The 18,404-nt window shown below is 72.3% G+C and carries 18 protein-coding genes and 1 pseudogene; 17 read left to right on the top strand and 2 right to left on the bottom strand.

The features are described from left to right. Positions 1-42 precede the first annotated feature (42 nt). The 11 genes from bar to KIS93_RS18220 all read left to right on the top strand — a co-directional run bounded on the left by bar (position 43) and on the right by KIS93_RS18220 (position 7,726). The gene (bar, locus tag KIS93_RS18270; RefSeq protein ID WP_080036458.1) at positions 43-1,134 is read left to right on the top strand and encodes a barbiturase; all 1,092 of its coding nucleotides are present in this window, start codon (positions 43-45) and stop codon (positions 1,132-1,134) included. Positions 1,135-1,206: 72 nt separating this feature from the next. After that, positions 1,207-1,536 (top strand): PadR family transcriptional regulator, encoded by a 330-nt coding sequence (locus KIS93_RS18265; protein WP_230465948.1) that lies wholly within the window; start codon positions 1,207-1,209, stop codon positions 1,534-1,536. Next, the gene (locus KIS93_RS18260; RefSeq protein WP_186404299.1) at positions 1,533-2,501 is read left to right on the top strand and encodes an HD domain-containing protein; all 969 of its coding nucleotides are present in this window, start codon (positions 1,533-1,535) and stop codon (positions 2,499-2,501) included. Before KIS93_RS18265 ends, KIS93_RS18260 begins: the two co-directional genes overlap by 4 nt. A 67-nt stretch (positions 2,502-2,568) precedes the next feature. Beyond that, positions 2,569-3,105, top strand: coding sequence for an SseB family protein (locus KIS93_RS18255; RefSeq protein WP_080036460.1), 537 nt, complete (start codon positions 2,569-2,571; stop codon positions 3,103-3,105). A gap of 65 nt (positions 3,106-3,170) precedes the next feature. Continuing rightward, complete coding sequence (locus tag KIS93_RS18250) at positions 3,171-3,350, top strand: hypothetical protein (RefSeq protein WP_186404298.1); 180 nt, start codon at positions 3,171-3,173, stop codon at positions 3,348-3,350. Continuing rightward, positions 3,347-3,751 carry a prepilin peptidase gene (locus KIS93_RS18245; RefSeq protein ID WP_186404297.1) on the top strand — a complete coding sequence of 135 codons (405 nt, stop codon included), beginning with the start codon at positions 3,347-3,349 and terminating at the stop codon, positions 3,749-3,751. Before KIS93_RS18250 ends, KIS93_RS18245 begins: the two co-directional genes overlap by 4 nt. Before the next feature lie 43 nt (positions 3,752-3,794). Further along, positions 3,795-4,976 (top strand): chorismate synthase, encoded by a 1,182-nt coding sequence (aroC, locus tag KIS93_RS18240; RefSeq protein WP_080036462.1) that lies wholly within the window; start codon positions 3,795-3,797, stop codon positions 4,974-4,976. Beyond that, on the top strand, positions 4,973-5,476 hold the full coding sequence (locus KIS93_RS18235) for a shikimate kinase (RefSeq protein ID WP_080036463.1): 504 nt from the start codon (positions 4,973-4,975) through the stop codon (positions 5,474-5,476). Before aroC ends, KIS93_RS18235 begins: the two co-directional genes overlap by 4 nt. Continuing rightward, complete coding sequence (gene aroB / locus KIS93_RS18230; RefSeq protein ID WP_080036464.1) at positions 5,473-6,546, top strand: 3-dehydroquinate synthase; 1,074 nt, start codon at positions 5,473-5,475, stop codon at positions 6,544-6,546. The genes KIS93_RS18235 and aroB overlap by 4 nt, the downstream gene beginning before the upstream one ends. Next, entirely contained in the window at positions 6,543-6,977 is a 435-nt protein-coding gene (aroQ, locus tag KIS93_RS18225) for a type II 3-dehydroquinate dehydratase (protein ID WP_080036465.1), read from the top strand. The genes aroB and aroQ overlap by 4 nt, the downstream gene beginning before the upstream one ends. Next, a complete protein-coding gene (locus tag KIS93_RS18220; protein WP_080036466.1) occupies positions 6,974-7,726 on the top strand; it encodes an SGNH/GDSL hydrolase family protein in 753 nt (250 codons plus the stop codon). The genes aroQ and KIS93_RS18220 overlap by 4 nt, the downstream gene beginning before the upstream one ends. A gap of 924 nt (positions 7,727-8,650) precedes the next feature. Here KIS93_RS18220 and KIS93_RS18215 read toward each other — a convergent pair. After that, the gene (locus KIS93_RS18215) at positions 8,651-10,645 is read right to left on the bottom strand and encodes an ATP-dependent DNA helicase (RefSeq protein WP_155126378.1); all 1,995 of its coding nucleotides are present in this window, start codon (positions 10,643-10,645) and stop codon (positions 8,651-8,653) included. 262 nt (positions 10,646-10,907) lie between these two features. On the opposite strand from KIS93_RS18215, the gene KIS93_RS18210 reads away from it, so the two are divergent. Beyond that, on the top strand, positions 10,908-12,101 hold the full coding sequence (locus tag KIS93_RS18210; RefSeq protein ID WP_155126381.1) for a hypothetical protein: 1,194 nt from the start codon (positions 10,908-10,910) through the stop codon (positions 12,099-12,101). Positions 12,102-12,208: 107 nt separating this feature from the next. Beyond that, positions 12,209-13,770, top strand: a pseudogene (locus KIS93_RS68970) (Na+/H+ antiporter). Between the two features lie 3 nt (positions 13,771-13,773). Here the strand turns inward: KIS93_RS68970 and KIS93_RS18200 are convergent. Next, on the bottom strand, positions 13,774-14,031 hold the full coding sequence (locus KIS93_RS18200) for a ubiquitin carboxyl-terminal hydrolase 14 (protein WP_080036470.1): 258 nt from the start codon (positions 14,029-14,031) through the stop codon (positions 13,774-13,776). A 126-nt stretch (positions 14,032-14,157) separates the two neighbouring features. On the opposite strand from KIS93_RS18200, the gene KIS93_RS18195 reads away from it, so the two are divergent. From KIS93_RS18195 to KIS93_RS18180, 4 genes are read left to right on the top strand one after another with little or no spacing between them, the layout of a single operon-like run. Next, on the top strand, positions 14,158-14,919 hold the full coding sequence (locus KIS93_RS18195) for an ABC transporter ATP-binding protein (protein ID WP_080036471.1): 762 nt from the start codon (positions 14,158-14,160) through the stop codon (positions 14,917-14,919). Beyond that, a complete protein-coding gene (locus KIS93_RS18190) occupies positions 14,907-15,671 on the top strand; it encodes an ABC transporter ATP-binding protein (protein ID WP_080036472.1) in 765 nt (254 codons plus the stop codon). The genes KIS93_RS18195 and KIS93_RS18190 overlap by 13 nt, the downstream gene beginning before the upstream one ends. Continuing rightward, a complete protein-coding gene (locus KIS93_RS18185) occupies positions 15,668-17,518 on the top strand; it encodes an AMP-dependent synthetase/ligase (protein ID WP_080036473.1) in 1,851 nt (616 codons plus the stop codon). The genes KIS93_RS18190 and KIS93_RS18185 overlap by 4 nt, the downstream gene beginning before the upstream one ends. Then, positions 17,515-18,402, top strand: a complete 888-nt coding sequence (locus KIS93_RS18180) for a branched-chain amino acid ABC transporter permease (RefSeq protein ID WP_080036474.1) — start codon at positions 17,515-17,517, stop codon at positions 18,400-18,402. The genes KIS93_RS18185 and KIS93_RS18180 overlap by 4 nt, the downstream gene beginning before the upstream one ends. Positions 18,403-18,404: the final 2 nt, after the last annotated feature.

Genomic DNA, 18,404 nt, shown 5'->3' with positions numbered 1-18,404 from the left:
CTCGGTAGCGTGGGGACCCGCCACCAGCAGAAAGGGCAAGGCATGCCGGACCCGATCGAAGTGCGCAAGGTGCCGATCGAGAGCGTCACCGACGCCTCCGGCCTGTCCAGGCTCATCGCCGACGGCGTCATCGAGGCGGAGCGGGTGCTGGCCGTCATCGGCAAGACCGAGGGCAACGGCGGCGTCAACGACTACACCCGCATCCTCGCCGACCGCGCCTTCCGCGAGGTCCTGGCCGAGCACGGGCACCCCTCGCCCGACAGCGTGCCGCTCGTCTGGTCCGGCGGCACCGACGGCATCCTCAGCCCGCACGCCACCATCTTCGCCACCACGGCCGACGCGCCCGCCTCCGAGGAGCCCCGCCTGTCCGTCGGCGTCGCCATGAGCGAGGTCATCCTCCCCGAGGACATCGGCCGGCCCGCCATGGTCGAGAAGGTCGCCGCCGGCGTCCGTGAGGCCATGAAGATCGCCGGCATCGACGACCCGCGCGACGTGCACTACGTCCAGACCAAGACGCCGCTGCTCACCCTGGCCACCATCACCGACGCCAAGAGCCGCGGCCAGGACACCGCCATCGAGGAGACCGGCCCCTCCATGGACCTGTCCAACTCCACCACCGCCCTCGGCATCGCGGTCGCCCTCGGCGAGATCGAGATGCCGGCCGCCGAGCAGATCCACAAGGACCTGTCGCTGTACTCGTCCGTCGCCTCCTGCTCGTCCGGGGTCGAGCTGGACCGCGCGCAGATCGTGCTCGTGGGGAACGTCCGGGGCATCGGCGGGCGCTACCGCATCGGCCACAGCGTCATGAAGGACGCCCTCGACGCCGACGGCATCTGGGAGGCCATCCGCGACGCCGGCCTCCCGCTGCCCGACCGCCCCCACCCGTCGGACCTCGGCGGGCGGCTCGTGAACGTCTTCATGAAGTGCGAGGCCGACCCGTCCGGGCGGGTGCGCGGCCGGCGCAACATCATGCTGGACGACTCCGACGTGCACTGGCACCGGCAGATCAAGGCGGCCGTGGGCGGAGTGGCCGCGTCGGTCACGGGGGATCCGGCGGTGTTCGTGTCGGTCGCGGCCGTGCACCAGGGGCCGTCCGGCGGCGGGCCGGTGGCCGCCATTGCCGACCTGGGGTGAGGGAGCGCGAGCCACACGGCTCGCACCCTTGGGTGACGGTGCGCGTCCATCTACCTATGTAGAGTTCGACACATGCAGGACCGCCTGAGGATGACGATGCCCACGCAGGCGGTGCTCCGCGCCCTGCTCACCGCCCCCGAGCGCGAGCGCTACGGGCTGGAGCTGTGCGAGCTCGCCGGGCTGCCCAGCGGCACGCTCTACCCGATCCTGGCGCGGCTGGAGCAGGCCGGGTGGGTGGAGAGCCGGTGGGAGGAGCCGGAGACGCACGTCACGGAGGGGCGCCCGCGGCGCCGCTACTACCGGATCACCACGGACGGGGCCGAGCAGGCGCGCGAGGCGATCGCCAAGGCTTACCGGTCGCGGCGGCAGCGGGTGCCGGGATGGGTGGTGGGGTTGTCGTGAGCGATCATCTCCAGCCTCTGTTGCGGGTCCTCGAGGGTGCGCCGGCCGACGAGCAGGTGCGGCTGGTGCGGCGGGCGTACGAGGTGGCCGCCCGCTGGCACGACGGGCAGTTCCGCCGCGACGGGAGCCCCTACATCACCCATCCGGTCGCCGTCGCGGTGATCCTGGCCGAGCTGCGCATGGACCACGAGCTGCTCTGCGCGGCGCTGCTCCACGACGTGCTGCCGGACACCGCCTGCCCGCCTGAGGAACTGGCCGCCGAGTTCGGCTCGGTGATCATCGGCCTGCTGCGCGGCCTGGAGCGGCTCGATGACGACAGGTGCCGGCCGCCCGACTGGGCGACCTCGATGGACGAGCGCGTGCTCACGCTCAAGCTCGCGGACCGGCTGCACAACCAGCGCACGATCCGGGGCCTGCCCGAGGCCAGGCAGCGGGTGAACTCGCGGGAGAACCTGGAGGTCGTCGCTCCCGTAGCGGCCCGCCTGGGGCTGCGGCAGGTCGAGGAGGAGCTGCGGCGGCTGGCTCTGGCGAACCTGTCCGGGCTCGGCGGCGCGCACGTCTCCTTCGGGGTCGTCGCCGCGGGCGCGATCCTGCTGCCGCCGGTGGCGCGGGCCAGGTGGGTGGAGGAATGGCTGGGCGAGCTGCTCGCGCTGCCCGGCGGCAGAGCCCGGTCACGGTTCGCGTTCCGGCTGCTGGCCGGCATGCCGCGGATGGCGCTGACGCTCCGCCGGCACGAAGCCCTTCCGCGCGGCGCACCCCCGGCGGTGCGCCTTCTGCGGTGGGTCGTGCGGTCGGATCTGCGGGCGTGGGCCCTGCTCGCGCCGCTGCTCGGCTGGCTCGTACTGGACGCGGCGGCCGACCGGCTCGCCGACGCCGTCGTGATCGCCATCACCGTGCCGCCCGTGCTGACGGCGGCGATCCACACGATCCGGGCCAGGCTCGGGGACGGGGACGAACGCGAGTGACCAGGAACATGACCAGGAACGTGGCCGGGATCGGGGGCGGTGGCCGGCGCCGGTAGTCTCGGACGTTGTGCCGAGCATCCCGCGACCCCTTGATCCGAACGACGACGGCGGCGCCGCCCCCGCCGTCGCCGCCGCCCTGGCCGCCTACCAGGAGGGCACGGCCGGCCCCGCCGAGGTGCTGAACGCGCTCGGCGGCGCCCGCCTGCTGGTGCCCGTGGTCGCGTTGCTGACCGAGTCCGAGGTGGGGGAGCACGGGCTGCGGCAGGAGAAGGAGAGCGAGATGGCCCTGCCCAAGCTCGTCGGGCAGGACGGCAGGCAGGCGGTGCTCGCGTTCACCGGCACGCAGGCGATGACCAGGTGGCGGCCCGACGCGCGCCCGATCCAGGCGACCACGCTGCAGGTCTGCCAGGCGGCCGTGCAGGAGCGGGCGGCGGCGGTCGTGGTGGACGTGGCGGGGCCGGTGCAGTTCGTGATCGAGGGCGAGGTGCTGGCGGCGCTGGCCGCGGTCGAGTCGGGGACGGTGAGCGAGCTGGCCGGCGTGACCGTGGCCAAGGTGGAGGAGGCCCCGCCGCGCAAGCGCCGCTGGTTCTCCAGGAAGCGCTGACCGTCCCATACCCGCTGTGCATGGCCGGGCGCGGGCGGCCCGCGGGCGCGGTTAGCGTCGGCCGGGTGGTGGCACTCATGGCGCTGGCCGGCCTCGTCTGCGGAGACCGCATCAGGGCACTGGCCGCCTCCTACTCCGGCGAGCCCGCTCTCGCCCGCCCCTGGCCGGCGCTGGAGCTGGTCAGCGCCGCCGTGGCCGCGCTGGCGGGTGGCGGGCCGGGCCGCCGTACGTGTGCTTCGCCGTGATCGCCGTGGCGCTGGCCGTCATCGACTGGCGGACCAGCACGCTGCCCGACGCGATCACGCTACCGGCGTACCCGATCATGGCGGTGGCGCTGCTCCCCACAGGGGAGCTGCCCAGGGCGCTGGCCGGCGGGGCGGCGCTGACGGCGGTGTACGCGCTGCTGTGGCTCGCCAGACCGGAGGCGATGGGGCTCGGCGACGTCAAGATCGCCGGGCTGATCGGCATGGCGACCGCCGCGCTGAGCTGGCAGGCCCTGGTCGTGGCGGCCTTCTGCGGGCAACTGCTCGGCGCCCTCTACGCGCTCTGCCTGCTGGCCACCGGGCGGGCCACCCGGCACACCGAGTTCCCCTTCGGCACCTTCATGCTGCTCGGCACCCTCCCGACACTCTGTCTCGGATGGTGATCGAGGGACATCTCACTGGGCCGTACATGGAAGACTTGTACGCATGTTGCGCTGGTTGACCGCCGGAGAGTCCCACGGGCCCGAACTCGTCGCCATCCTCGAAGGCCTGCCGGCCGGGGTAGAGGTGACCACGGCCGCCATCGACGAGGCACTGCGCCGCCGCAGGCTCGGTTATGGGCGCGGCGCTCGGATGAAGTTCGAGCAGGACGAGGTGACGATCGCCGGCGGCGTCCGGCACGGGCGCACGATGGGCAGCCCGGTCGCGATCAGGGTCGGCAACACGGAGTGGCCCAAGTGGGAGAAGGTCATGGCGGCCGACCCGGTCGACCCGGCCGAGCTGGAGGGCCTGGCCCGCAACGCCCCCAGGTCCCGCCCCCGTCCCGGGCACGCCGACCTCGCGGGCATGCAGAAGTACGGCTTCGACGACGCCCGTAACGTCCTCGACCGGGCCAGCGCCCGCGAGACGGCGGCGCGGGTGGCGCTGGGCGAGGTCGCCCGGCGGTTCCTGAAGCAGGCGCTCGGCGTCGACATCGTCAGCCACGTCACCGAGATCGGCGGCGCGCGCACCCCGGCCGAGACCCTGCCCGGCCCGGGCGACCTGGCCAGGATCGACGCCGACCCGGTCCGCTGCGCCGACCCCGAGGGCAGCGCCGCGATGGTCGCCGTGATCGACAAGGCGCACAAAGACGGCGACACGCTCGGAGGCGTCGTCGAGGTCCTCGCCTACAACCTGCCGCCCGGCCTGGGCAGCTACACGCACTGGGACCGGCGGCTCGACTCCAGGCTCGCCGCGGCCCTCATGGGCATCCAGGCGATCAAGGGCGTCGCGGTCGGCGACGGCTTCGAGACCGCGCGCAGGCCCGGCTCCCGCGCCCACGACGAGATCGAGTACACCACCGCCGACGGCGTGCGCCGCGTCACCAACCGCGCGGGCGGCCTCGAAGGCGGCATGACCAACGGCGAGATCCTGCGGGTCAGCGCCGCGATGAAGCCGATCTCCACCGTTCCCAGGGCGCTGGCCACGATCGACGTCAAGACCGGCGAGGCCGCCAAGGCCCACCACGAGCGCTCCGACGTGTGCGCTGTCCCGGCGGCGGGCATCGTGGCCGAGGCGATGGTCGCGCTGGTGCTGGCCGACGCGGCGATCGAGAAGTTCGGCGGCGACTCCGTGGAGGAAGTCGCCCGCAACCTGTCCGGCTACCTCTCATCCATGGTGATCAAATGACGGCCAAGGCTGTGCTGATCGGGCCTCCCGGGTCCGGCAAGACCACGCTCGGGCGGCTGCTCGCCGAGCGGCTCGGCGTCGAGTTCCGCGACACCGACGCCGACGTCGAGGCAGTGGCGGGCAAGCCCGTCGCCGACATCTTCGTCGAGGACGGCGAGGCCCGCTTCCGCGAGCTGGAGCACGAGGCCGTGCGCCGCGCCCTGGCCGAGCACGACGGCATCCTGTCCCTCGGCGGCGGCGCCGTCCTGCACGAGGAGACGCAGGCGCTGCTCGCCGGCCAGCACGTCGTCTACCTCCAGGTCGGGCTGTCCGACGCGGTGCAGCGGGTCGGGCTCGCCGCGGCCAGGCCGCTGCTGGTGCTCAACCCGCGCAGCCAGCTCAAGAAGCTCATGGAGGAGCGGCGGCCGGTCTACGAGCGGCTGGCCGCGGTCACGGTGGTGACCGACAAGCGCGAGCCGGAAGAGCTCGCCGACGAGATCGTCAGGGGGCTGCCCGCGTGACCTCCCCGACGAGAATCCACGTGCGCGGCGACAGCCCGTACGACGTGGTGGTCGGCACCGGCGTGCTGGCCGAGCTGACCACGCTGCTCAAGCCCGGCGTGCGCACCGTCGCCGTGATCGGCCCCGAGACGCTGCCCGAGCTGACCCGCCCGGTCGCCGCGGCGCTGGCGGAGAGCGGCTACGAGGTCGTCGAGCTGCCCGTGCCCGACGGCGAGCAGGCCAAGACCGTCGAGGTGGCCGCGCGGCTGTGGTCCGAGCTGGGCCGCCACGGCGTCACCCGCTCCGACGCCGTTGTCGGCGTGGGCGGGGGCGCGACGACGGACCTGGCCGGGTTCGTGGCGGCGACGTGGCTGCGCGGCGTGCAGGTCGTGCTCGTCCCGACGACGCTGCTGGCCATGGTCGACGCCGCGGTCGGCGGCAAGAACGGCATCGACACGCCCGAAGGCAAGAACCTCGTCGGCACCTTCCTGCCGCCCGCCGGCGTCCTGTGCGAGCTGTCCACGCTGGGCAGCATGCCGAAGGCCGACTACGTCGCCGGCCTGGCCGAGATCATCAAGGGTGGCTTCATCGCCGACCCCGAGATCCTGCGCCTCATCGAGGCAGACCCGGAGGCCGCCACCCGCCCCGACGGCCCCCACACCCGCGAGCTGATCGAACGCAAGATCCAGGTCAAGGCCGACGTCGTCGGCGCCGACCTGCGCGAGGCCGGCCTGCGCGAGATCCTCAACTACGGCCACACGCTCGCCCACGCCATCGAACGCGACGAGCACTACGCCATCCGCCACGGCGAGGCCGTCGCCATCGGCATGGTCTACGCCGCCGAGCTGTCCAGGCTGTCCGGCCGCGCCGACGTCGTCGCCCGCACCCGCGCCATCCTCACCAGCGTCGGCCTGCCCATCAGCTACCGCGCCGACGCCTGGCCCCGGCTGCGCGACCACATGCGCCTCGACAAGAAGAACCGCGGCGCCAAGCAGCGCTTCGTCGTCCTCGACGACCTCGCCAGACCCGGCCGCCTCGAAGGCCCCGCGGAAGAGCTGCTCGAAGCCGCCTACAAGGAGATCTCCGCATGATCCTCGTACTCAACGGGCCCAACCTGGGCCGGCTCGGCAAGCGCGAGCCCTCCATCTACGGCGCCGACACCTACGAGGACCTCGTCAACCTCTGCCGCGAGACCGCCGGCAAGCTCGGCCACGACGTCGACGTGCGCCAGACCGACTCCGAGGCCGAGCTGATCGGCTGGATCCACGAAGCCTGCGACGGCGCCATCCCCGTCGTGCTCAACCCCGCCGCCTTCACCCACTACTCCTACGCGCTGCGCGACGCCATCGCCCAGCGCACCGCCCCGCTCATCGAAGTGCACATCTCCAACCCCGCCGCCAGGGAAGAGTTTCGCCATACCTCCGTCGTGGCCGGGGTGGCGACGGGCACCATCGCGGGCTTCGGACTACAGTCGTACGTCCTTGCGCTGCATGCTATTTCGGAGATGAACACCACCTCATGAGGCACTACAAGTCCTTCGTCGCCCTCGGTGACAGCTTCACAGAAGGACTGAACGATCCCGGACCGGACGGGCACTACCGTGGCTGGGCCGACCGGGTGGCCGAGCGGCTCGCCGCCGACGACCCCTCCTTCCGCTACGCCAACCTGGCCGTGCGCGGCAAACTGCTCGACCAGATCGTGGCCGAGCAGGTGCCGCTGGCCGTCGAGATGGCCCCCGACCTGGTCAGCTTCTGCGCCGGCGGCAACGACCTGCTCCGGCCCGGCAGCGACCCCGACGTGATGGCCAAGAAACTCGCCGCCGCCGTCCGCGACCTGCGCCGCGGCGGGGCCGACGTGCTGCTGTTCACCGGCGTCGACCCGCGCGACACGCCCATCATGCGCCGCCTGCGCGGCCGCTTCGCCATCTACTACCTGCACATCCGCTCCATCGCCGACCTGTACGGCTGCCGGCTCGTCGACCAATGGTCCATGCAGGGCCTGCGCGACTGGCGCGCCTGGAGCCCCGACCGCCTCCACATGAACGAGGACGGACACCGGCTCGTGGCCGCACGCGTCCTCGACGTGCTCGGGGTGCCGTTCGAGGACTGGCGCAAGGAGTGGCCGCAGCGGGAAGTGGATCCGCGGGCGCGGCGGCGCGAGGACGCGCAGTGGCTGCGCGAGCACCTCGTGCCCTGGGTGGCCCGCCGCCTGCGCGGCGTCTCCTCCGGCGACGGGGTCTCTCCCAAGCGGCCCGATCTCGCCCCTTGGTGATTTTTTCTTCCTTCTTTTTTACGGCAAGGCCCGGTGGGCGCCACCCGCCGTACGTGGCTGAGCGCCTCCAGGGGGACGCTTCTAGACCCGCACGTGGCCGGCCGCCGTAACGGCGCATCCTTGACCGAGTTCCGTGGTCACACCCCTCCCGGGTGCTCGCCGCACCCGTTGCGCCGGCCCGGTTCGTAGGACTCCTCGCCGCACCGGCGCCCGCATGGGGCGGCGGTGCGCCGGGCTGGTTCGGCGGTGCGGTGGTGCGGCTGCCGTTCCCTCCGCTACCCGCCGGGCGCGCTGGGCCGGATCGTTGGGTTGCTCGCCGTGCGCGTTGCGCCGGGTCGCGCCGTTGGGCTGCTCGCCGTACCGGCGCCTGAATGGGCCGCTTCCGACGGGCGCGCGTTGAGGGCGCTCTTGCGTCGTGTCGTGCTCTGCCCAGCTGCGCCTTGCTCCGGGCCGCGTTGGGCCGTGCCCCACCGAGCCGCCTTGCTGCGGGCCGCGTTTGGACCGTGCCCCACCGAGCCCTGCCCGCCGCCTGGCACGCCGTGGCCTGTGCCCCGCCGGGCCCCCCTGGCCCGAGTCGCGCATTGAGCCGTGCACTGCCCCGAGCCGTGTCGAGCTCTGCCCACCGAGTCCTGCCCACCGAGTCCTGCCTCACCGATGCTTAGCCTGCCCAGCCGCGCGTCAAGCCGTAAGCCTGCCCCGCGCCGCGCCGTGCACTGCCCGAGGCGCGTCGAGTCGTGTCCCACCGAGCCGTGTCCTGGCGAGCCGGGCGTCGAGTCGTGCCCTCAGGGCACGTGCCTTTCGAGCGCCGGTGCGGTGGGGTGGTGTGCGGCGCGGTTCGGCGCAAAGTGGGCGGCGAGTGGCGACAAGGTCGTTGTGGCGGAGGGAAAGCGCATGCGGGTGCCCGCCCACCAGACCCGGCGCGGGTCAGGAGGGTTCGGCGGCGAGGCGTTTCAGGGCGGCTCGGGGGATGGCGGGGTCCATGGTGCGCCAGAACGGGGGGAGCGAGTTCAGCAGGAAGCCGCTGTAGCGGGCCGTGGCGAGGCGGGGGTCGAGGACGGCGATGACGCCCTTGTCGTTCTGGGAGCGCAGCAGGCGGCCGGCGCCCTGGGCGAGGAGGAGGGCGGCGTGGTTGGCGGCCACGGCCATGAAGCCGTTGCCGCCCCTGGCGGCCACGTGGCGCTGGCGGGCGGAGGTGAGGGGGTCGTCGGGGCGGGGGAAGGGGACGCGGTCGATGATGACGAGGCGGAGCGAGGGGCCGGGGACGTCGACGCCCTGCCAGAGGGACAGGGTGCCGAACAGGCAGGTGGGCTCGTCCTCGGCGAACTGCTTGACGAGCAGCATCGTGGAGTCGTCGCCCTGGCACAGCAGCGGCACGTCGAGGCGGTCGCGCAGCGCCTCGGTGGCGGCCTTGGCGGCGCGCATGGAGGAGAACAGGCCGAGGGTGCGGCCGCCGGCGGCTTCGATGAGCTCGGCGATCTCGTCGAGGTACTGCTGGGGGAGCCCGTCGCGGCCGGGCTGGGGGAGGTGTTTGGCGACGTACAGGATGCCGGCGCGGGGATGGTCGAACGGGGAGCCGACGTCGATGCCCTGCCATTTGCCGTCGGCGAGGCCCCATTGCGCGGCCAGCGCGTCGAAGGTGCCGCCGAGCGCGAGGGTGGCGGAGGTGAGCACGACCGTGCGTTCGCCGAACAGCTTGTCGCGCAGCATGCCGCTGACGGTGAGCGGCGCGACCCGCAGGCAGGGCGGGCGGCGGTCGGTGCCGGCGTCGAGCCAGACCACTTCTGCGCGGTCGGCCTCGGAGGCGTGCCCGTAGGCGTCGAGCATGCGCACCGCGGTGTCGTGGACCTCGTCGAGCGCGGTGAACGCGGCCTTGCGCTGGCCGGCCTTGTCGGGGTCGTCCTTGTCGGCGTTGCGCGGGCCCATGGCGGTGATGCAGCGCCAGGCGGTGTCGCGGATGAGCTGGAGGGTCAGCCCGAGCACCTGGGGCAGCTCGTCGATGCGGCCGGGCGGGGCGGCGGCCAGCAGCGCCTTGAGGTCTTCGCCGGCCTCCATGAGCTGGTCGGCGACGGGCTGGTCGATGAGGCGGCCGACGCGGCGTACGGCGAGCATGACCGAGGCTTCGGACAGCTCGCCGGTGACGACGGAGGTGACGCGGTCGACCAGCTCGTGGGCCTCGTCGACGACGACGACCTCGTGCTCGGGCAGCACGGGCAGGTCGCCCATGGCGTCGATGGCGAGCAGCGCGTGGTTGGTGACGACGACGTCGACCTCGCCGGCTCGCGCCCTGGCCAGCTCGGCGAAGCATTCGGCGCCGCTGGGGCAGCGGTTGGCGCCAAGGCATTCCTGGGCGCTGACGGAGAACTGCCGCCACGCCTGCTCGCTGACGCCCGGCACCAGCTCGTCGCGGTCGCCGGTCTCGGTCTCCTCGGCCCATTCCTGGATGCGCTGCACCATGCGGCCGGTGGCGCTGACCTCGCGCGGGTCGAAGAGCTGGTCCTGCTCGTCCTCCTCGGGCCAGCCGGCGGTCGCCTTGTAGCGGCACAGGTAGTTGCGGCGGCCCTTCAGGATGGCGAACGTCGGCTCGTGCGGCAGCTCCTTGGCCAGCGCCTCGGACAGGCGGGGCAGGTCGCGGTCGACGAGCTGGCGCTGCAGGGCGATGGTGGCGGTGGAGATGACGACGGGGCGGTCGCTGTCCATGGCGTGCCGGATGGAGGGCACGAGGTAGGCGAGGGATTTCCCGGTGCCCGTGCCGGCCTGGACGGCCAGGTGCTCCTCGTCGTCGATGGCCTTCTGTACGGCGCGGACCATGGTGAGCTGGCCCTGCCGTTCGCTCCCGCCGAGAGCGCTGACCGCGATGCTGAGCAGTTCGTCCACTGGTGGGAGATGGGAGTCCGGCACGGCAGTAAACGCTACCCGCATTCCGGGGCCGCCGTGCCGACCCTTGGGCCGGACGCGGCCGGACGCGGCCGAACGCGGTGTGATCGGCCAGACGCATCCCGGCGTTCCCGGATACTCCCGGCGCGTCGCGTGGCACACTGGGCGATCGGGACTCCAACTGGTCGCCGACGATCCTCACAGGGTGTGACCGGTGGGAGTCCGGGTGTAGATGGGAAGGCCGGTTCCTCTGGGTTTTCCGGGGTTGAGTGGACGAATAAAGGCTGGTTAAAGCAGTATGTCTGCCATGTCGGAAGTTGTCCCGTTGCCGTCGTTCGGCGAAGTCTTCTTCGATGCACGAGGTCAGGAGCGGTGCCTGCGTGTCACGTGGCATGAGGGCACGCTGGTCCTCAGCCTGTGGCGGGGCGAGATGTGCACAGCGAGCTTCCGCATGCCGATGGAGGATGTCGGCCGGCTGCTCGACACCCTCGACGAGGGGTTCGCGGAGGCGACGGGCGAGCAGCCCGCCGTGCCCGCGCACGACCCCGGCACGGAGGTCATGCCGGGCACCGGCACGTACCACCGGCCCCAGCAGCACACGCAGCCGCCGCCGGCGCCGCCGCTCGACGAGCGGCCCACGGCCGCCCTGTCGCCCAACGACGTCCTCGTGGCCAGGGGCCCGGCGCCGCAGGACAAACTGGTGGCCTCCTACGGCGAGACCACGGCCCCCAGGGACACAGCGCGTGACACCACGCCCGCGTACGGGGAGCCCCGCGCGCCCTTCACCGGCCCGCAGTACGTGGACAGCACGGGCCCGCAGCAGAAGTACACCGGCGACCCCTTCAGCGGCCCGCAGTACACCTCCGACCCGCTGAGCGGCCCCCACTACACGCAGCAGCCCGCCGCCCAGGCCGACCCGTTCACGGGGCCGCAGTACGTCGACGGCAGCGAACCGGTCTACCAGCTGCCGGGCGGCGACCAGCGCAGGCCGTCGCCGCTCAGTACCGACCCGCTCGGCTTCCCCTCGCAGGCGGCCGAGCCGTACCAGGCGGCCCCCCAGCAGCAGCCGTACCAGCAGGACCCGTACCCCTCGGACCCGTACGGGAGCCGGCGCCCCGACACCTATCAGGACACCTACCAGCAGCCCCAGCCCACGCCGAGCGCGGCGGGGCTGGGCACGCCCATGCACGGCATCCCGGGGGCGGGCCGCCGCCGCTCCGCTCCGCAGCAGCAGCAGCCCGCCCAGGACTACGGCTCGTACCAGCAGAGCCAGCAGCCGAACCCGGTGGACCCGCTGCTGGCGCTGGGCCGCCAGGAGCAGTACCCGCCGCAGGACCAGTACGGCCACCAGGACCAGTACGGTTCCCCGGATCAGTACGGGCAGCAGCCCGACGCGGGCATGTCGCGCCCGTACGTCGGGGACCCCATGTTCTCCACGGGCGAGCGCCTGCGCCCCGAGCAGCCCGACTACCACGAAAGAAGCGACCGCAGGGAGTGGTGATCCCGCACCCCGGCACGCCGGGTACGCTTCCGGCGGGACGATGGAGCTGAGGCGGTCGGCTCGCGATCGCCCGGCTGGGGGCTGGAGGGGCGCCGGTGGATCCGAGCATGGGTTTGCAGCTGCTGCTGCTGGCCGGAGGTGCGGTGGCGGTGGCGGCGGTCGCGCGCCGCAAGGGCTGGCCGGCGCCGCTGCTGCTGGTGGCGGCCGGGCTGCTGGTCTCGCCGATGGTGCCGGCGGTGCCGTTGCAGCCGCAGCTCGTCCTCTACGTGTTCCTGCCCCCGCTGCTCTACTCGGCCGCGCTCGACAGCTCCTACCTGCGGCTGCGTGACGTCAAGCGGGCCGTGGGCCTGCTGTCGGTGGGGCTGGTGCTGTTCACCACGGCCGTGGTCGGGCTGGTCGTCCACCTTCTGCTGCCGGGCCTGCCGCTGGCGCTGGCGTTCGCGCTGGGCGCCATCATCGCGCCGCCCGACGCGGTGGCGGCCGTCGCGGTCGGGCGGCGGCTGGGGCTGCCGCGCCGGTCGCTGACCATCCTCATCGGCGAGAGCCTGTTCAACGACGCCACCGCGCTGACGCTCTACCGCGTGGCCATCGGGGCGGCCGTGGGCGGGGCCGTCGACCTGTGGGAGGGGCTGGGGAGTTCCTGTTCGCCGCCGCGGTGGGCGTGGCGATCGGGCTGGCGCTGGCGTTCGTCTTCGCCTGGATCTTCCAGCACACCCGTGACTCGCTGGTCGAGAACACGCTGATGCTGCTGATCCCGTTCGCGGCCTACCTGGCGGCGGAGAGCGTGCACGCGTCGGGCGTGATCGCGGTCGTGATCGTGGGCCTCTATCTGGGCAACCGCATGCATCTGCGCGGGTTCGGCACGCGGCTGGTGTCCGACGCGGTGTGGAAGGTGACCGACTTCTTCCTCGAGGCGATCGTCTTCGCGCTCATCGGGCTGCAGCTCGTCACCGTGATCGAGGGCATCACCGGCTACAGCGCGTGGGCGGTGGCGGGTTACGCGGCGGCGGTGCTGGCGGTGACGATCGTCAGCAGGTTCGTGTGGGTGTTCACGGTCACATCGGTGATCAAGGTGTTGCACAAGGGCACCGGGCCGTCGGCGGGGGAGACCGTGATCCTCGGCTGGGCGGGCATGCGGGGCGTGGTGTCGCTGGCGGCGGCGTTCTCGATCTCGGGGGTGGCCGAGCGCGACCGGGCGCTGCTGCTGTTCCTGACGTTCACGACCGTGATCGGCACGCTGCTCATCCAGGGCACCACGTTCCCCATGCTGATCAGGCGGCTGGGCGTGTCGAGCGAGCAGGAGCAGTACGAAGACCGGCTGGCAGAGGCGGCCGCGCAGCAGGCCGCGCTGGAGTCGGGCCTGGCGGAGCTGGAGCGGCTGGTCGGCGAGCTCGACGGCGAGCCCGACGAGATCCAGCGGCAGGTCATCGACCAGCTCAGGGAGAAGTCGTGGCGCCGCTCGCTGACGGCGTGGGAGCGCCTGGGCGGCGGCACGGGCGCTGGCGGCGCCGAGACGCCCAGCGCTCTCTACCGCCGCCTGCGGCGCGACATGCTGCAGGCCGAGCGGCAGGTGTTCGTGCGGCTGCGTGACGAGCGCCGCCTCGACGACGAGGTGCTGCGCGAGGTGATGGCGCAGCTCGACTTCGAGGAGGCGATCCTCGAACGGTGACGGTCAGCCCATCTGGCTGTCGACGAAGCACCAGCGCCAGCTCTCGCCGGGCTCGAACGACTGCATGACGGGGTGACCCGTCTCGTGGAAGTGCCCCGTGGCGTGCTTGGCCGGGGAGGAGTCGCAGCACCCGATGTGGCCGCACTCCAGGCAGCGCCGCAGGTGCACCCAGCGGCCCCCGGAGGCCAGGCACTCCTCGCAGCCCTCCGGCGTCTTGGCGGCGGGGTCGTCGGCCTTGGAAAGATGCTCACAAATTGCCATACCAGAAATCCTAGGCGCACCCTGCCGTGCGAAATCCGGCCGGGCCTCTTGTCGGTCGCTGAGCAAGCGTGGACATTGGCCTCAGCGGGGGAGTGACACAGGCCACACCGAGGCGGGGAGCCGAGCGTGCTGGAGGTCCGCAACCTCGAGGTCGTCTACGACGACGTGATGCTCGTGCTGCGCGGCGTGAGCCTGCGCGTGCCGCCCGGCTCCATCGTGGCGCTGCTCGGCGCGAACGGCGCCGGCAAGACCACGCTGCTGCGCGCGGTCTCGGGGCTGCTCGGCGTGCACGACGGCGAGATCACCAAGGGCGAGGTCACGCTGGAGGGCGAGCCGATCCACCACCTGCGGCCGGCCCAGATCGTCCGGCGCGGCGTCAGCCAGGTCATGGAGGGCCGCCGCATCCTGGCCGAGCTGACCGTCGAGGAGAACCTCAAGGTCGGCGGCCACACCGCCGCCCGCTCCCACCTCGACCGCGTCTACGGGCTGTTCCCGGTGCTGCGCGAGCGGCGCAGGAGCGTGTCGGGCTACCTGTCGGGCGGCGAGCAGCAGCTGCTGGCCGTCGGCCGCGCCCTCATGGCGGGCCCGAAGTACCTGCTGCTGGACGAGCCCAGCCTGGGCCTGGCGCCGTCGCTGGTCGGGCAGGTGCGCGACCTCATCGTGGAGATCAACCGCCAGGGCACCACGGTCCTGCTCGTCGAGCAGAACGCCACGATGGCCCTGTCCATCGCCGCGCACGGCTACGTCATGGAGACCGGGAAGATCGTGATGGACAAGCCGTCGCGCGACCTGCTCGCCGATGAGGACATCAAGGAGTTCTACCTGGGGGCCGTCCGCTCCTTCCGCGAGGTCAAGCACTACAAGCGGAGAAAAAGATGGCTCTCCTGACGTTCGAGGACGTGCACCTGAGCTTCGCCGGGGTCAAGGCCGTCGACGGGGTCTCCTTCGAGGTGCGGCAGGCGGAGCTGCTGGCCGTCATCGGGCCGAACGGCGCCGGCAAGACCTCGATCTTCAACGTCCTGTCCGGCGTCTACCGGCCGCAGCGCGGGCGGGTCACCTTCCTCGGCGAGGACCTGCTGGCCCGCCGCCCGTACGAGATCGCGGCCATGGGGCTGGCGCGCACGTTCCAGAACGTGGAGCTCTTCCACAACCTGACCGTCCTCGACAACCTCATGCTCGGCCGCCACCACCACTTCCGCTACGGAGCGCTGTCCGCGCTCGTCTGGTACGGCCGGGCCCGTCGGGCCGAGCTGGCCGCCCGCGCGAAGGTGGAGGAGATCATCGACTTCCTGGAGCTGGAGGCGTGGCGCCGCCATCCGGTGCGGCTGCTGCCGTACGGGATCCAGAAGCGGGTGGAGCTGGGGCGGGCGCTGGCCATGGAGCCCCGGCTGCTCCTGCTGGACGAGCCCGTGGCCGGCATGAACCTGGAGGAGACCGAGGACACGGCCAGGTTCGTGCTGGACATCAGGGACGAGCTGGGCATTCCCGTCGTGCTCGTGGACCACGACATGGGCCTGGTCATGGACCTGGCCGACCGGGTGCTCGTGCTCGACTTCGGCCGCCCGGTCGCGCTCGGGAGCCCGGCCGAGGTGCAGCGGGATCCCGCGGTCATCGAGGCGTACCTGGGAGGGACGGCATGACCACCGGCACCATGTCCAGGACGACCGCCACCATCGTGACCCGGGTGCGCGAGCGGGCCAGGAGCGCTCCCCGGGCCGTCGCCCTGCGGCACAAGGACTTCGGCATCTGGCAGGAGGTGACCTGGGGCGCGTACTGGACGCAGGTCGAGCTGGTCGCCCACGCCCTGCTCGCGCTCGGCGTCGAGCCGGGCGACCGGGTGGCCGTGCACTCCGAGAACCGCCCGGAATGGCTCTACGCCGACCTCGGCACCGTCGCGGCGCGCGGCATCACGGTCGGCCTCTACCCGACGAACCCGCCCGCCGAGGTCGCCTACCTGCTGGCCGACTCGGGCGCCAAGCTGCTCGTCGCCGAGGACCAGGAGCAGGTGGACAAGGCGCTGTCCGTGCTCGGCGACTGTCCCGACCTGCGGCGCATCGTCTACCTGGAGCCGCGCGGCATCCGCGGGCGCTACGACGACGACGTGCTGATGTCGTGGCCGGAGCTGCTCGCGCTCGGGGCCGCGCACCGCGCCGAGCATCCCGGGGCGGTGGAACGGCGGATGGCGGAGGCGGAGCCGGACGACGTGATGACGCTCATCTACACCTCCGGCACGACCGGGCCGCCCAAAGGGGTGATGCTCACCGTCGCGAACGTCGAGTTCGCGGTGCGCACGCTGGTCGAGGGCGGCGGCTTCACCGCGCCGCCGCCCTCGGAGCGCGATCTCGCGCTGTCGTACCTGCCGCTGTGCCACGTGGCCGAGCGGGCGTTCACCGTGTGGTTCAACGCGGCGGCCGGGGTGCAGGTGAACTTCGCCGAGTCCATCGACACCGTCCCCGCCAACCTGCGCGAGGTGCAGCCGACGATCCTGTTCGGGGTGCCGCGCATCTGGGAGAAGGTGCTCGCGCAGGTGGACATCAGGGTGGAGTCGGCCTCGCCGGTGAAGCGGGCGCTGACCAGGCTCTGGCTGCGGGTGGCCGACCGCATCGGCGACACGCTCGTACGCACCGGCGGCCGGCACACGCTCGGGACGCGGGCGGCGTACGCGATGGGCTGGGTGCTCTGCTACCGCGCGCTGCGCGAGCGGATCGGCATGCGGCGGGTGCGTTACGCCGCCTCCGGCGCCGCGCCGATCGCGCCGGACGTGCTCAAGTTCTACATGGGGATCGGCGTGCCCATGCACGAGGTGTACGGCATGAGCGAGAACACCGCCGTCGCCACCGCCAACCGTCCCGGGCGGGTGCGCCTGGGCACGGTCGGCGAGCCGCACCCCGGCATCGAGCTGAAGATCGACGACGCCACCGGCGAGATCCTGACCCGGCACCCGGGCAACTTCGCCGGCTACTGGCGCAACCCGCGCGCCACCGCCGACGTGCTCGACGAGGACGGCTGGCTGCACACCGGCGACGTCGGCGAGTGGGTCGAGGGCACGCACGTGCGGATCACCGACCGGATGAAGGACATCATCATCACGGCCGGCGGCAAGAACATCGCGCCCAGCGAGATCGAGAACGCGCTCAAGGCGTCCCCGTACGTCAAGGAGGCCGTGGTCGTCGGGGACCAGCGGCCGTACCTCGTGGCGTTGATCGGGATCGAGCCGGACACGGTGGGGGAGTGGGCGCGGCGGCGCGGCCTGCCGTACACCACTTATCGGGATTTGTCGGAAAAGCCGCAGGTGCGGGAGCTGGTCCAGGAGATCGTGAACGGCGTGAACGAGCGGTTCGCGTCCGTGGAGCAGGTCAAGCGGTTCGCGTTCCTGCCCAAGGAGCTCGACCACGAGGACGGCGAGCTGACCGCCACCCAGAAGGTCAAGCGCTCCGCCGTCGCCAAGCTCTTCGAGGACCTGGTCGAAGGGATGTACGCCCGGTGAAGGGGCTGCTGGAGACCCTCATCAGGGGGCTGGGCAACGGCTCGGTGTACGCGCTGCTCGCGCTCGGCTTCGTGATCATCTACAAGGCGACGCGGGTGATCAGCTTCGCCCAGCCCGCCCTCATGCTCGCCGGCGGCGTCGCGGTCAGCCACCTGACCGGTGTGACGGGGTTCTACCCGGCCGTGCTGCTGTCGGCGCTGCTCATCGCGGGCGTGGCGCTCGCGATCGAACGGGTGGCGATCAGGCCCATGGTGGGCCGCCCCGTCTTCGTCGTCGCGATCATCACGCTCGGGATCGACGTCGTCGTCCGGGTGGTCGTCAACGCCTTCATCGGCAGGGACGTGCGGCAGGTCGGCGACCCGTGGGGGTTCATGCAGGTGTCGATCGGGCCGCTCGTCGTGCAGACGCGCTGGCTGGCCATGATGGCGGCCACCGCCGTGCTGGTGGGGCTGCTGTTCGCGTTCTTCCGCCACACCCGCTACGGGCTGGCCATGCGGGCCGCCGCCTTCGACCAGGAGACCGCGCTCGCGCAGGGAGTGTCCGTGGGGGCGGTGTTCGCGCTGTCGTGGGGGCTGGCCGGGTTCCTCGCCGCGATCGCCGGGATGTTCGTCGGCACCGGGCAGGGCATCGAGCAGATGACGTGGGTCGTCGCGCTCAAGGCGCTGCCCGCGATCATCGTGGGCGGCCTCGACTCGCTCGGCGGCGCCGTGGCCGGCGGGCTCGTCGTCGGCGTGGTCGAGTCGCTGTTCCAGTCGTACCAGGGGGAGTACGCGCCCTGGCTGGGGCAGAACTTCGCGGTCGTGTCGCCGTACGTCGTCATGCTGGTCGTGCTGCTCGTACGGCCGTACGGGCTGTTCGGGACGCGGGAGGTCGAGCGGGTATGACC

Source organism: [Actinomadura] parvosata subsp. kistnae (assembly GCF_900323885.1).
GTDB classification, from domain to species: Bacteria; Actinomycetota; Actinomycetes; order Streptosporangiales; family Streptosporangiaceae; genus Nonomuraea; species Nonomuraea composti.
Note: the sequence above shows the minus strand (reverse complement) of the source record. Positions and strands in the feature narration are given on the sequence as shown.